This window comes from Lentilactobacillus kefiri (assembly GCF_009739535.1).
Classification (GTDB): Bacteria; Bacillota; Bacilli; order Lactobacillales; family Lactobacillaceae; genus Lentilactobacillus; species Lentilactobacillus kefiri.
The window spans coordinates 1,775,824-1,790,661 of record NZ_CP029971.1 but is presented as its reverse complement, the minus strand read 5'-3'; the positions used below and the strand labels follow the sequence as shown (position 1 = coordinate 1,790,661).

At 42.2% G+C, this 14,838-nt stretch carries 13 protein-coding genes; 2 read left to right on the top strand and 11 right to left on the bottom strand.

The features are described from left to right. Positions 1 to 231: 231 nt before the first annotated feature. The 3 genes from aldA to DNL43_RS08385 all read right to left on the bottom strand — a co-directional run bounded on the left by aldA (position 232) and on the right by DNL43_RS08385 (position 4,527). Positions 232 to 1,707: an aldehyde dehydrogenase gene (gene aldA / locus DNL43_RS08395; RefSeq protein WP_054769252.1), complete on the bottom strand. Its 1,476-nt coding sequence runs from the start codon at positions 1,705 to 1,707 to the stop codon at positions 232 to 234. Positions 1,708 to 1,939: 232 nt separating this feature from the next. After that, on the bottom strand, positions 1,940 to 3,061 hold the full coding sequence (locus DNL43_RS08390) for an NAD(P)-dependent alcohol dehydrogenase (protein WP_056982321.1): 1,122 nt from the start codon (positions 3,059 to 3,061) through the stop codon (positions 1,940 to 1,942). Between the two features lie 287 nt (positions 3,062 to 3,348). Beyond that, positions 3,349 to 4,527, bottom strand: coding sequence for an NAD(P)-dependent oxidoreductase (locus DNL43_RS08385; RefSeq protein WP_056982323.1), 1,179 nt, complete (start codon positions 4,525 to 4,527; stop codon positions 3,349 to 3,351). A gap of 82 nt (positions 4,528 to 4,609) precedes the next feature. Here DNL43_RS08385 and DNL43_RS08380 point away from each other — a divergent pair, with 82 nt between their 5' ends. Together DNL43_RS08380 and DNL43_RS08375 are read left to right on the top strand one after the other, a co-directional pair. After that, on the top strand, positions 4,610 to 5,239 hold the full coding sequence (locus DNL43_RS08380; RefSeq protein ID WP_056982325.1) for a DapH/DapD/GlmU-related protein: 630 nt from the start codon (positions 4,610 to 4,612) through the stop codon (positions 5,237 to 5,239). A gap of 121 nt (positions 5,240 to 5,360) precedes the next feature. Continuing rightward, on the top strand, positions 5,361 to 5,915 hold the full coding sequence (locus tag DNL43_RS08375; protein WP_054769251.1) for a zinc ribbon domain-containing protein: 555 nt from the start codon (positions 5,361 to 5,363) through the stop codon (positions 5,913 to 5,915). Positions 5,916 to 5,961: 46 nt separating this feature from the next. Here the strand turns inward: DNL43_RS08375 and DNL43_RS08370 are convergent, their stop codons facing one another. From DNL43_RS08370 to DNL43_RS08335, 8 genes are all read right to left on the bottom strand, one after another. Further along, the gene (locus DNL43_RS08370; RefSeq protein ID WP_054769250.1) at positions 5,962 to 6,678 is read right to left on the bottom strand and encodes a B3/B4 domain-containing protein; all 717 of its coding nucleotides are present in this window, start codon (positions 6,676 to 6,678) and stop codon (positions 5,962 to 5,964) included. A 14-nt stretch (positions 6,679 to 6,692) separates the two neighbouring features. After that, positions 6,693 to 7,211, bottom strand: a complete 519-nt coding sequence (locus tag DNL43_RS08365; RefSeq protein WP_225364680.1) for a GNAT family N-acetyltransferase — start codon at positions 7,209 to 7,211, stop codon at positions 6,693 to 6,695. Positions 7,212 to 7,220: 9 nt separating this feature from the next. Beyond that, on the bottom strand, positions 7,221 to 7,673 hold the full coding sequence (locus DNL43_RS08360) for a MarR family winged helix-turn-helix transcriptional regulator (protein ID WP_056982329.1): 453 nt from the start codon (positions 7,671 to 7,673) through the stop codon (positions 7,221 to 7,223). A gap of 115 nt (positions 7,674 to 7,788) precedes the next feature. Continuing rightward, positions 7,789 to 10,578 (bottom strand): cation-translocating P-type ATPase, encoded by a 2,790-nt coding sequence (locus DNL43_RS08355; protein ID WP_109249186.1) that lies wholly within the window; start codon positions 10,576 to 10,578, stop codon positions 7,789 to 7,791. Positions 10,579 to 10,707: 129 nt separating this feature from the next. Continuing rightward, entirely contained in the window at positions 10,708 to 12,129 is a 1,422-nt protein-coding gene (locus tag DNL43_RS08350; RefSeq protein ID WP_056982332.1) for an aspartate ammonia-lyase, read from the bottom strand. A gap of 244 nt (positions 12,130 to 12,373) precedes the next feature. Next, positions 12,374 to 13,609 (bottom strand): N-acetylmuramoyl-L-alanine amidase, encoded by a 1,236-nt coding sequence (locus DNL43_RS08345; protein ID WP_225364679.1) that lies wholly within the window; start codon positions 13,607 to 13,609, stop codon positions 12,374 to 12,376. Positions 13,610 to 13,719: 110 nt separating this feature from the next. After that, positions 13,720 to 14,019, bottom strand: a complete 300-nt coding sequence (locus tag DNL43_RS08340) for a DUF2316 family protein (RefSeq protein ID WP_095344877.1) — start codon at positions 14,017 to 14,019, stop codon at positions 13,720 to 13,722. A 206-nt stretch (positions 14,020 to 14,225) separates the two neighbouring features. Next, on the bottom strand, positions 14,226 to 14,804 hold the full coding sequence (locus DNL43_RS08335; RefSeq protein WP_056982334.1) for a TetR/AcrR family transcriptional regulator: 579 nt from the start codon (positions 14,802 to 14,804) through the stop codon (positions 14,226 to 14,228). Positions 14,805 to 14,838 lie beyond the last annotated feature (34 nt).

Sequence of the window (14,838 nt, the reverse complement as noted above, 5' to 3'; positions counted from 1 at the left end):
ACAAAATCTGTTCATTGTTGGCTTATTAATTTATGCTGTGGGTTACTCGTGTCCGGCATATTCTGCTAAACGTGCTTCGGTGGCACTTGTTCCCTGCACCTATCCTAAACGTGCTTCGGCGGCACTGATCCCTGCACCTAACCAAAAAAATTCCTCAAGGAACAAGGACCGTTCCTTAAGGAATTTTTTCAGTTAGGCTACGGGATCACCCGTGCCTAGTCGCACTCTATTCTATCCTTGGGCCTTTTCTGGATGTCCTTGCAGGTAGATTACGTGGGTATTCAAGAATTCTTCAATACCGTGACGACCATCATCGCCACCGATACCTGATTCTTTCCAGCCTGAGTGTGAACCATTCATAGCTTCAAAGTTGAATCGGTTGATGTAAGTTTCACCATCTTCAAGTTCGTTGGCAGCACGCATTGCGTTGTCCAAGTTCTCGGTGAAGATTGATGAAGTCAAACCGAAGTCTGAATCATTTGCCATTTCAATGGCATCGTCCAAAGTCTTGAAGGTCAATACTGGAAGTACTGGGCCAAAGATTTCGTCTTGAACGATTTCTGAATCTTGTTTGACATTAGTGATAACAGTTGGTTCGTAGTAGAATCCGTTTTCGATGTTCAACTTGTGACCACCGGCTGTGATCTTGCCGCCAGCTTCAACTGCCCGGTCAACCATTCCGGCAACCTTATCCAAAGCTGCTTGGTTGATCAATGGACCCATGCCGACGTTTTCATCTTTCATAACGTTGCCGACAGTGATCTTTGACATCTTGTCAGATAACTTCTTGATGAATTCATCTGCGACATCTTCTTGAACGTATACCCGTTCACAGTTGTTGCAAAGTTGACCATTGTTATCAACACGTGAGTCAATGATTGATTGAACGGCCAAATCGATATCAGCATCCTTGCATACAATAGCTGGTGCTTTACCACCTAATTCAAGTGATACCTTAGCCATATGAGTAGCAGCTCCTGCCATTACTCGCTTACCAGAATCAACAGAACCGGTCAAACTGATAATGCCGACCTTCTTGTTCTTGGTAAGTTCATCACCAACAACTGAGCCACGGCCTGAGATAATGTTAACAACACCCTTTGGAATACCAACTTTTTCACAGATCTTAGCAAACTCAAGACCCAAGTTAGGGGTGTCTGATGATGGCTTCATAACGATGGTGTTGCCAGTTACCAAAGCTGGACCCATTTTACGGGCAATTAAGAAGAATGGGAAGTTCCATGGTAAGATTCCGGCAGCAACACCAATTGGTTGCTTGGCAATCATGATGTTTTCGTTCTTGTTGTCTGATTGAAGAATTTCACCTTCATATGTTCGAGCAGCACTTGCCATGTAGTCAAAGTAGTCAGCTGAGAACATAATTTCAGTGGTAGCTAATGACTTGATCTTACCTTGCTCCTCTTGAAGCATTTCAACCAAGTGATCTTTTTCGTTACGAACTTCAGTAGCAACATCGTGAAGATATTGACCACGAGTTGCGGCTGGAACTTTCTTCCATGATTTTTCAGCTTCATATGCGGCGTCGATTGCTTCTCTGGCTTCCTCACGAGTTGCAGCTGGAACTGTTGAAATCTTTTCACCAGTTGATGGATTGAGAACCGTAATTTCATTACCTGATTTTGAATCCATAAACTTTCCATTGATATACATTTGGTAGTGCTTTAATGCAACAGCATTTTGTGCCATAATATTTTGCTCCCTTTCAAGATACCTGTCGGCAACAGTGTAATTGAACGCCATGTGGCAGGAACAAATATTTTAATTTTTTGTGTTAATTTTTGAATGTTTCGCTTTTACTTTGCCGAAACGTGTTCCTTGGGCAATGACTTCCTGCTAAGCACCTCAATTCAAAATCAAACTCGATTTTGAATTGAGGAGACTTAGCATCCAGTCATTAAACGCCCCAACTCACACTCTCTTACTTGCCCGGCTTATAATCCTCATCAATGATCAATACAGGCTTGATTGTCTTACCACTGACAGAATCTGCATTTGCTTGGTTAATTTGATCAAATTTGTAGAACTTTTCAGTCTTATCAAAATCAAACATGCCGAGCTTGTAGAATCTGATCAAACGAGGAATGTCGACTTGAGGAATTGAGTCACCCATGTTAACACCAACGACTTTACGATCGCTGACACATAGGTCGTTCCAAGTATCCAAGTCAACATGTTGGTCAGTAACGGCAATGGTTGCGGTTGTTCCGCCTTGTGCCAAAGCTTTGATGGAATCTTCCATAACAGCTTTAACACCAGTTGTATCAACAGAGTAATCAACACCATGACCATCAGTTAAGTCTTGAATTGCTTTAACAGGATCTTCATCTTTACTATTAATAGCATCCGTTGCACCTAATTCCTTGGCCAACTTCAAACGGTCAGGAACGATATCAACGGCAATGACTTTGGTGCATCCGGAAATTCGGCCGGCCATCATAGCAGCCAAACCAACAGCACCAGTACCGAATACGGCAATGGTTGAACCTGGTTCAGGCTTCAATGTGTTGAAGACTGTTCCACTACCGGTTACATATCCACAGCCAAGAGGTCCAAGTTGACGTAAGTCCAAATCCTTTGGAACTTTAACGGCGTTACGTTCGCGGACAACGGTTGTCGTGGTGAATGATGATTGGTCAAACATATCAGCAACCTTGTGACCATTTTCTGTAAAGTGGGCACTGCCGTCAGGACGAACACCTGACAAGTTGTTTGCTGCGTAATTTAAGCATTGGGTAGGAATACCCTTTAAACAGTTGATACAGTTGCCACATCCATAGAATGAAAGGACAACATGATCACCGGGGTTGAAGTCCTTAACTTCAGGACCAACCTTTTCAACAATTCCTGATCCTTCGTGACCAAGAACGATTGGGTAACCAATTTCAGCGGTACCTTTACGCAAAGCTTCATCAGAATGGCAAATACCGGTGGCAACCATATGAACTTGTAAATCGTCTGCCTGCATATCTGCTAATTCGACGTCATCTTTGATTTCAAAGTCTCCGCCTTTTTTGTTAACAACAGCTGCTTTAATTCGCATAATCACATCTCCAAATTATTTATTTGTTAATTAATGAGCAATTGCAAACAACAGAAAAGCAAATGATTATTCAGCGCTTACAGAAGTACTAATATGTGAATTAATCATTTGCCCTTTTCAAATAACAACCGCTTACAATGCTTATTATAGGCGAGTGTAAATAAATTTCAATGTTTGCATTTTATTTTTTTCTGAAATAAACGATAAAAATCACGAGACCCATACTCTGGCTTTCACTCTCGCAATTTCAAAAAAATATTGAAGATTGTGAATCACTTACTAAAAGTTTATAGCCATTCACCCTGAGTTGGGTTGTTTAGCAGCCGAACTCGGATCATTCCCTCAACCTGATTGAGTTCACTAAGAATATTGGCGGTCTTCTCTTTGGAAATTTTTGCCAAATCCGTATTCACAATTGTATATCCATAACCGTTCATGGTATTCCCCATCATTTCCTGGACGGGTAAGTCATACTGACTCATAACGTTGGCAATATCCACCCAGAAATTATCCCGGGCATGGAAAAAGAAGGTTAACCGTTGATTACTCATGAATGGCAAATCAACTCGTGGAAAGTTGACTGAAGCTCTCACCGTGCCATATTCCAAAAAGTCCAGTAAGTTTTGTAAGATCAGATTGGCAGAATGAGTCAATGCCTCAATTGTGTTGCCACCTAAATGAGGCAGTAGGGTAATTTTGGGGTGATCTTGAAGCTCAGTCTTAGGAAAGTCACAGACATAGCCAGCCAGCTCATTATGATTAAGTGCAGATACCACTGCTTGATTGTCAACAATCTCCCCGCGCCCAAAGTTCAGCAGGTAAGCTGTATCTTTCATTAGTTCAAAGTGCTTTGTGGTCAATAAATGCCTGGTAGCATCGGTTAGAGGCAGCAGGACCACCACAAAATCAGCTTGTTCCAATACTTCGTCAATGGTCTCCAGCTGTTGGACGTGCCGTAAATTCTTAAAGCTTCGATTATAGCCGACAATCTGCATCCCCATATGATAACAGGCATCCGCCAGTCGCTGGCCAATGGTGCCTAATCCCAGGATTCCCAGCGTTCGACCATAAAGTTCCTCACCAATAAAGTCGCCACGTTTGGCTTCAGCCGCTTCCTGCAGGTCTTCACCCGGGGCAACTTTGAGTTGCTTCATCATCTCAACAGCACCATTTAAAGGCCGCAAACAGCGAAACAAATTTTGAATGATCAATTCCTTAACCGCATTGGCATTAACACCAGGCGTGTTAAAGACCGCTGTTCCATTTGCGGTGGCGGCGTCAACGTTAATCGTATTGGTTCCGGTCCCGGAACGGGCAATTAAGAGCAGCCGTTTGGAAATCAGACTGTCATCAACCTTAGAACTTCTTACTAGAATTGCATCCGGGGTATCGGTATTGGAGGTTCGAAATACATCCCCGGCAAAATCGGTCAGGTCAAACCGATCAATCGTCTTTACTTCATACATTTGTAAGCTCCTTTTAACTAAATGTTCTGAAAACATATTATAATAGTCTTTGAAAATTAACTTAGGGAAAGAAGTTGGTCGTATGCATATTGATTTTGTAAAGTTGTCAAAAGATAAACCAACAATTGGAAAAATGACTCAAACCAAGAATACTACATTCGGGGAATGGGTGGAAATAGGAAGCAGTAATTTAATCGATAATAGTTCGATTGGTGATTATACCTATACTGGTCAATACTGCTTCATTCAAAATAGTGACCTGAAAAAATTTATCAGCATGGCAGCGATGATCCGAATTGGGCCCACCAATCATCCTTATGATCGCCCAGCCCAACATATTTTTGCTTATAACGGTGGCGCATACGGCTTCGATCACCCGGATAAAGACTTTTTGGAAAATCGGACCCACCTGCGCACCACCATTGGAAATGATGTTTGGATTGGTCACGGTGTCATCATTCAAGCCGGTGTGACCGTTGGTGATGGAGCCGTGATTGGCTCTGGTGCTGTGGTAACCAAAGACGTTGCCCCATACACCATTGTTGGTGGAATTCCGGCAAAACCAATTAAGGACCGCTTCCCTGACGAAATTAAAGCCGATATGGAAAAAATTGCCTGGTGGAACTGGTCCAGAGCCGACCTCGAGAAGTATTATCTTGACTTTAGATTGCCCATCAAAGAATTTGTCGACAAACATTTACCCCGTTCATGATAAATCATTAGAATAACTGTTCCGCACCAGTGTTTTTTTGCTATAATTGGTAGGTATGCTAAACACGGTTCATATTGGAGGAGCAGTTAGAATGGCACAAGAGACAACCAAAAAATGTGTAATGTGCGGGAAGACAATCCCGGCTTACTCAAACTTTTGCCCGTATTGTGGGGCAAAGCAGCCTTGGCTTGAGGATGATGAGGTTCAAAATAAAGATGCAAGAAAACTACTAAAATGGTACCAAAAGCCGGTTGGCAAATTTGTGACCTTAGTCGTTTCTGCAATCGTCATTCTTTGGTTCGGCAGCCTATTTTCCCTGCAAGATGGACCCGGTCATAACAAAGTGGCCCGCGAGCTAACCCAGTACTTTTTTAATGCTCAAGATCATACCCCATACGGTGACAAGCCATCGGTTAAAGCCGATAAGAAAAAAGGCGTCATCGTTAAGATTGATCAATCCAGCAAAGCAATGAAGAATTTGAAAGCCGGCAAACCAGCTCAATGGAATTATTTGGTTAAGCGGGCCCAAAATCGTTCAAAAGCTTTTAGTGGAATTTATGCCGATCAAATTAACGCCAAGTTTAAAGTCGTTGATAAGCACAATCCCAAAAAGGTCCTTCTAAAAGTCAATCAAGGCAAAGTTACTTATAACATTGCAGATAAATACAGTAAATAGTAAAAGCGATTGGAATTTTTTCCAATCGCTTTTTTTGACTGCCAAATTAATTTGCCATGACAATTTCTGGATTGTCAGCCGTTAATTGAAGCAGCTTACCGTCTACTTTGAAATAGTCTTTGCACAGCCGCTGAATTTCTTTAATGGCAATTTCTGATCTTTCTGCTTGGGCTTTGTTAATGGACTCAATATCAATAATTGCGTGGGTCGTATCTTCAGTGAGCTCTGTTCGTTGGCTTTCACGCCAATTAAAGCAACGGCATATTGCGCCTTTATCATCCATGTAACAGATTTCACCTGGAAGAGCCGGCATATCTTCATCTTCACCATACGGAAGAAACGACTCACCGCCTTTCGCTTCTCCCAAATGCATGTCACCAGCGATGGCGTCGACATTTTCACCACCAACTGAAACGCCATACTTTAATGACTGACTATTATAAATATCAACTAACGGGCTGATTGGTGAGAATGTTTTACCATGGCTCACCCGTTTGAGCAGTGCTTCAACCGTTGAACGGGCACCCTTCTTAGTCTTAAATTTACGAAACGCTTCACGCCACTCTGCAACCACCGGATTATCCCGGAAAGGTTCGACAGTAATAAATTGTTCGGCAGCGCCTGTTCCTTCATCCAAAAGCTTTTGGAAGTATGGGTCGTCCTTCTCGTTGACATGATTGTCAATTCCCTCCAAGAGCAAAACATCAATTTGAATATCGGGAAATAATTCTATGGTCTTAGGATCTAAAATAAACTTTTTCATCGTTGATAACTCCTTTAGTTAATCATTTTTTTCATAATTAAATCTCGCTGCTCACTACCACCGAGCGTAAATATGTGATCAGAATACTGATTAAAGCCAAACTTTTGATAGAACTTTAGTGCATCGTGATTATTTTCCCAGACACCAAGCCACACAAAGGACTTATGTAGTTCTCTGGCAATTCCAATTCCTTTTCTCAGCAATTGACTACCCAAGCCTTGATGCTTGTATTGTGAGCGAATATAAATCCGCTGAATTTCCAAACCATCCGATCCCATGTTCTCAGTCTGGACATCCCCCACGTTGACTTTGAGATAGCCGGCAGACCGATTATTAACTTTGATGAAGAAAAATTGGGATTGGGGGTCTGTCAATTCGTTGGTTAACTGTTCTTCGCTGTATGACTTTTGAATATACTTTTTCACATTCTCTGGAGAATTGAATGGTCCAAACGTGTCAGCAAATGTTTCCCCGCTGATCTTCTGCAGTTCCGGCAAATCTGAAATTGTACATTTAGTAATAATCGTTGTCACAATCTCCTCCTAATAATGTCGCTGATTGCCTTTCTTCACGTAATGCCAATTCTTATCAATATTTTGACTCACAATCTTCAGCAATCGTTCCAACTCAGTCGCCTGGTCCTCGGATAAAGATTCCAACGCAATTTGATTTGAATAAACATTTTCTCGTTCAATAATGGGAAACACTTTTTTGCCTTGGTCACTCAAGTACAATCGTTTGATTTTCTTGTTCTTTTCATCCGGCAGCCGGGTAATCAGCCCTTTTGTTTCCAATTTTTGAACTGATCGGGCTGCCGTCGTTCGGTCAACTTTTATCATTTCAGCCACATGTTCCTGGATGATCCCGGGGTTTTCACCCACCCTCACCAAATAGAGGTATTGGCCTTTTGTTAAATCGAACTTTTTAAATTCAACGTTGGCAATCGAGTCCAGCGCACGAGCGATGACCCCAATTGGTTTTAAAATTTCTGTCACCCATTTGACCTCCTCATTGTTCATATTTACAAATATCTTACAATGTTTTTGTTGCATTTGCAACAATAAAAAGCCATCCAGTTCATAATGAGCTGGATGACTATATTGATCTTTTTTAGGCGTGTTGCCGATGAGCTTTGATTTTTCGAACAATCAGCTTTCGGAATTCTTCAATCAAGAACAGCGGCACTGGAATACAGAAGAGAAAGATCCATTCTGAAACATTCAACGGTCCTGTATTAAAGACGCCTTGAAGAAATGGCACATACATCAGCAAGGCAATTAAGACGATTTCAACACCAATTCCCAATAGGATTCGATGGTTGCTAAACAAACCGATCGAAAATACTGAAGAAATTTGGGTTCGACAGTTCATTGCTGCGGCAATTTGTGAAAAGACAATTGCTCCCAAAGTGATCGTAGTGGCTTCAGCGTAAACCTGTCCTGACGGTGCCAATGGAATGTTTGGCCAGCCGTTAACGTGGTTGACGAAGAAGTAGGCACATGTTGAAATAACGGAAGCAATTAAGCCATACCAACCAAAGGCTTTCCAAATAATCGACTTATTCAGCAAGTGACTGTTCAAGGGACGTGGTGGCTGATCCATAATCCCTGGTTCGGTTTTTTCAGTTCCAAGGCCCAAAGCAGGCAGCAAATCAGTTCCCAAATCAACCGTCAAAATTTGCATAACAGTTAATGGCAATGGGACCAATCCACGGGTCAGCAGAAAGATCACTGATGGTGCAGCTTCAGGAACGTTACTCGTCAAAATATATAGTAAGAACTTTTGTAAATTACTGTAAACGGTCCGCCCCTCTTCAATTGCACTCACAATAGAAGCAAAGTTGTCATCGGTCAAAATCATATCAGCTGCGTCCTTGGCAACGTCGGTTCCAGTAACACCCATGGCAATACCAATATCGGCCCGTTTGAGCGCAGGGGCATCGTTAACGCCGTCACCGGTTGAAGCGACGACTTCACCATTCTTCTGGCACATTGAAACAATTCTGAACTTATGCTCAGGAGCAACCCGGGCAAAAATCACTTCATGCTTCACTGCTTCTTGAAGTTCGGCATCAGACATTTTATCCAACTCATCACCGGAAATCACCCTGACTTTATCAGATGTAATGCCAATTTTGGTGGCAACACTCTTAGCAGTTACCGGACTGTCGCCGGTGACCATAATGATCCGGATATTGGCCCGTTTGCAGTTCTTAACCGCATCAAAGATTTCCGGACGTGGCGGATCAGACATCATCGCAAGGCCGACAAAGACCATATGCTTTTCGGCATTCTCAGTGGTAAAGTTGCCAACTGATTGATGGGCCAGCGGATCAGTATCATCCACAATTCGATACGAAAAGGCCAGGGTTCTTAACCCCTGCTTTGAATAATCCTCGTTAGCTTGTACAATCTTTGCGCGGTCGTCATCAGTGATCGAACGGATTTGACCATTTTCAAGAATTCGGTCACAAATAGTCAACTCACTGCCCAACGCACCTTTGGTATCAATGACAAATTGGCCATCCGAATCTTTGGTGACGACTGACATGAGCTTTCGGCCGGAATCAAACGGCAATTCTTTCAGACGTGGAAACTGCTTTTGTTCTGCTTTGGCATCGATCCCGGCTTTTCGAGAAAGAATCACCAATCCAGCTTCAGTAGGCGTGCCCAAAATCTTGGACTTCTCGCCTGCTTTGCCTTCTTTTACTTCGGTATCATTATTAATGGTGGCATTTATCAGTAATTTATTGAGATCAGGCTCATTGGCGACATCAACATCCTGCCCATTTACCTGAATTTTGCCATTGGTTACATAACCGGTTCCAGTCACATCGTATTGTTTTCCCAAGAGCCACAAATGATTGATTGTCATTTGATTCTGAGTCAAAGTACCGGTCTTATCTGAACAAATGACCGTTGTTTGACCAAGCGTTTCAACACTGCTTAAATTCTTCAATAAAGCATGCTTCTTAGCCATCCGCTGCGTTCCCTGGGCTAATGACAGCGTGACCGTTGGTAAAAGGCCTTCAGGAATAAAGGCCACAATCATCCCCAACGAAAAGATAAATGACTTGGTTACCGGATACTTCACAAAGAATATGGCCAACACGAAAAATGCAATTCCGATCAAAAGCGCAATGATCGTTAATTGACGGGTCAAATGATTTAACTCGCGCTCCAACGGATACATGGTCTTCTTCTGAGATTCAGTCAACTTTGCAATCCGGCCGAACTCGGTATCCATCCCGGTTGCCAGTGCAATCGCTGATGCCGTTCCACTGGTACAAATGGTCCCGGCAAAAATAATATTTTGTTGGGCAAATTCACCATCACCATGTTTATAGGCATCAACTTTTTCAACCGGCACCGATTCACCCGTTAAAGAAGATTCATCAACTTGCAGGTTGGAAGTGTTAAACACCCGCGCATCGGCAGGAACTGAATCACCTGCCTGAATATCAAACACATCGCCCGGTACCAGCTGTTCAACTTTAATCTGCTGGGATTTACCGTCACGATGAACTTTAACATAAGATGGCAGCATCTTTTTTAATGAATCGGTCGCTTTTTGAGCAGCGTGCTGTTGCCAATATGAGAAACAGCCGTTAATCACGTTAACTGCCCAAATGGCAATTCCAAGTTCAAGCATCCCGGCAAATATTGCAATCACACCTGACACCCAAAGTAAGATGGCCATGAGTGAGGTAAAATTTTCCAGAAATACAAGTAACTCAGATTGCCGTTTGGCTTGCCGAATCGTGTTCTCCCCATACTTTTCCAAGCGCTTTTGAGCCTCTGCCTGCGAGAGTCCTTCATTGCCAGTGTGAAATTGATCCATTAACTGAGTCGGATCCGCTTTGGCATAGTCGTCAATCAGCGTTGACTTATTTTTTTGCATACAAGCATCACCCCAAACTGTTGTCTAGACAACTCAATTATATCGCTATTTAAAATAGTGGGGCTTTTCCCGAAAATGCATGAAAGCAAAAAAGCCAGCCTTTTGTGGGCTGACTTCCATGACAAATCATTAATTTAAAGTTGAACCGGCAACGGATTGTTCATCCTTAACCTTGCTGACATTGGTTAAAACTTCCGGTGAAAATAGATTATCAACCAAAGCATCGGGAAGGAGTTCCTTTTGTTTAACAATTTCTTTAGCCGATTGCTTAGTGGCAAGGGCCTCTTTAATAAGGGCGGTTGTCTTTTCATAACCCAACAGTGGTGAAAGAACAGTGGCGGCGATTGAAGAATGTTCAACCTCATCACGGCAGTAATCCGTGTTAACGGTAATTCCGCTGACACAATTGTCAACCAATGTATCAATGGCCCGAGCCAAATGCTGCTCACTGGTTAAAATACTTTTGAACATGATCGGCTCAAAGGCGTTCAATTCAAGCTGACCGCTTTCAGCTGCCATGGTAACTGTCACATCGTTGCCAATTGTCTCAAAGGCAACCTGGTTAACAACCTCGGGAATAATCGGGTTAACCTTCCCAGGCATAATGGATGAACCGGCGGCTTTCTTTGGCAATTCAATTTCGTTGAGGCCGGCTTGAGGACCGCTGGATAAAAGACGAAGGTCATTACTGAATTTGGATAAATCAGCTGCCAAAGACTTCATCGCACCGGAAATTGTCACGAATGCATCACTATTTTGAGTGGCATCGATCAAGTTACCAGCCTGATGTAATGAAAGATGGGAATATTGATTAAGCGCCGGAACAACGACCGCTTCGTATTCTTCGGTTGCATTAATGCCGGTTCCAATGGCAGTCCCGCCAAGGTTGACTTGTGACAAGACTTTTTCGGCATGCTTCAATCTAGCCAAATCTCGTTTGAACATGGAAGCATATGCTGAAAATGTTTTGCCAAATGTTGTTGGAACAGCATCTTGAAGCTGGGTTCGACCAACTTTAATAGCAGATTGATATTCTTCGGCCTTATCAGACAAAGTGTCAACTAGTTTTTGAATTGATGTCAGTAATGGTGACAAACGTTTTAGCATTGCCATTTTCCCAGCAGTTGGATATGTATCATTAGTTGACTGTGACTGGTTCACATCATCATTTGGCTTAATTTCTGTGGCCGACTTGCCGCCTTGGGCACTTATCCGCATAGCCAACTGGGCAACCACCTCATTCACGTTCATGTTGGTTGAAGTCCCAGCCCCGCCCTGAATTGCAGGAACGATAAAGGCACTGTAGTCATTTGAGAATAACAATTGATTGCAGGCAGAGATGATTAAGGCGCTTTTTTGTTTGTCCAGCGTCCCTGCTTTTTCGTTTGCAAGGGCGGCAGCCTTCTTAATTTGTAAGTAGCTTTGAATAATGGCGTGATCTACCCGTTCATCAGTGATCGGAAAGTTGTGCTTTGCCCGTAGTGAATGGATTCCGTACAACACATTATCCGGTACAAACATTTCTCCGATACAATCTTTTTCAATTCTCATTCTCAATCCCTCATTTCATGTAATGTTTTATAACATCGGTTTACGTTTATTAATATATACCCATTTTTATAAATGTCAATGGTTAATTGAAAATAACGGGATACTTAGACATATACCAATACCTGACATGCAGATGATACGTTTCTCTAATTAAAGCTCGGACAAGCAATTAGGCTAGTTATCTATGTCATATTTCATGACACTTGAGCAGCAAAAATGAGTTCATCGCTAATTTACGGTGGACTCACGATATTGATGTTCTTGAATTTAGCTCTGCATCTGCGGCTTTTATGAAAGCAATTCGGTGATTAAACTGAATCTGATAGTATTCCTCTGTCCCTTGAATAACATTCCCATCTCCAGCCGAATCAAAGTGTGAGTTGAAATAATCTCCCCTGACGGTTCCGCCATATACATATTTCCGTCCAGGTTTAATTTGATAGATTGTGGTTGGCGTGACACCTGATACTTGGTTTTTCTCCAGAATTTGATTGTCCGGATAGGCACAGCCATATATGGGGACGTCCTTTGATCCAACAGATTTTACAAGTTGACCTTTCGAATCGGTTGAATTAGCTCCTCCAGGATTATAAAACCAGGCACTTTGACCGCCATAGTCAATTTCAGTCCAGTCGCCCTCTTCGCCAAGCTTACAAAACTGTTGGCCATAGGTTGCCTTATCACTCCAGTCATCAGCTTCAAAGGTTCCGGTTTGTCTCGAAGAAAAGTCTTTGTCCGAGATAAGACCGGCGGAAAAAGCAGGTCCTTTATATAGGTAAACAAAGTTGGAACCGGTGATGGGTAACTCAGTGCCGTTATCGGTCACTTTTTCGCCACATTGCGGCAAGAGGTTGGCTTTCGGGTCGGGAGTAATGGTGATGATTCTTGAACTGCCGTCACCGGTATTTTGCTTTAAATCCGCTCCCAACAGGTCAAAATAATGCTGCCAGTCCCAATAGGTTCCCGGATCCCAGTGCATCCCCTTTTGTGCCGCTGGCGTTAACCCCGGCACATTATCATGGCCGATGATATGCTGACGATCCAAAGGAATATCGTACTTGGCCGCCAGATATTTGACCAAGTTGGCAGACGTTTGATACATATTTTCAGTAAACCAAGTTCGGCCATCCTTGGCATAACCCTCATGCTCAATGCCGATTGAATGGGCATTTATGTACCAGTTGCCGGCATGCCAAGCGACATTTTGCGGCCGGACCATTTCAGAGACGGCCCCATCCACGGACCTGACAACGTAGTTTGCAGATGTGGCCGTCGGCGTTGAAAACAACCGAATTGCCTCTTCATAGCTGGTTTCAGTATTATGAATGACAATGTAATTGATTTTCATATCGGTTGGCCGATTGGCAAGATCATAGTTACCATACTGCCCCTTATCGAACGCTTTATATAAAGCCGGCTGGACTTGGATGGGCAACCCATCTGGGCCATCCGGGTTTGGACGAAAATGCTCAACATTCAAAATATTCACCTTCAAAAATAGGGGGTAAAATGCAATTATTTTGCATTTTGCCCCCTAACCTAACCTATTTGATATTCTTGATTATTTTCTTGAAATTGAAGATCCGTCAATTAAGCCAACTTGCCACGATCAATAAACTGATCGTTCAAGAAGCTGAATCGTTTTGGATCGCCCATCAATTTAGAGAATGAGTAAGGTTCTTTTTCTTGAAACAAAATTATTTTAATTAAGTAGTTTCGAAGCACCCAAGGCTCTTCAATTCTACAATTTTTTAAATTCATTACATCTTGAATATGTTCCGGTGTGGATTTTAAATCAACTGCTGCCATTTGCAAAGTAATTCCTGATAAATCGAAGTTACCCTGCAGCTCCTGCTTTGTTGCAGCTGCTTCATCTCCAGTTAGTACCATTCTGTCACTTCCTTATCAAATGGAATGTTTCAAACATCTATTTAGATGTTTAAATAGCATGGTAACACATTCCAAGTTGACTCACAAATGAACAGTAAATTTGATATAATAGATGTTGCTTCGCCCAGTTTTTTCATGAAAGGTCGGTTCATCCGATCTGAGATCATGTTAATATATAGACATTGAACTGTTGGCCTCGAAGTTTACTAAATGAATTGATCGAGGTTTAGCAGTTTCTGTAAATATTCATGGGCAAGCTGTTTATTTGCATCATGATGTTTTAAAAAGATCCATTTCAGCACCAGAATGACTGTCTCACTACAATGATCGGCAATCAGTTCAACTGGCAGGCCGGTTTTCGAATAATCAATGGTCTTGGACAATATTTCCTGCATCTTGTCTTTAAAGTAATTAATAAAGCTGTTAACCAATTGACCGGAAAAATCATTGTACTGAAGAATGTTATCCAATAAGTGCTGATTGCTTTTAAAAACGTCGTATAAGCGATCGAAGTATACAATCAGAGATTGATTGGATTTTACCTTAGTGACTTTATCAACTTCAATGTCTTGTGCAATTACATACCAGCAATAATCAACCAGGTCGAACTTATCATCAAAATAATTATAAAAAGTGGCTCTTGGAAAATTACTGATATCACAAATTTTATTGACACTGATTTTTTCGAAAGGTTCTTCCGAAAGAAGTTCGAACATTGTATTGGAAAATAATCCCAAGGTTCGTTGTGCCCCACGCGTTGGTTTTTTAGTTAAATCATATTTCATTTTTAGGCCTCAGATTTTGCAATTATTGAATTTT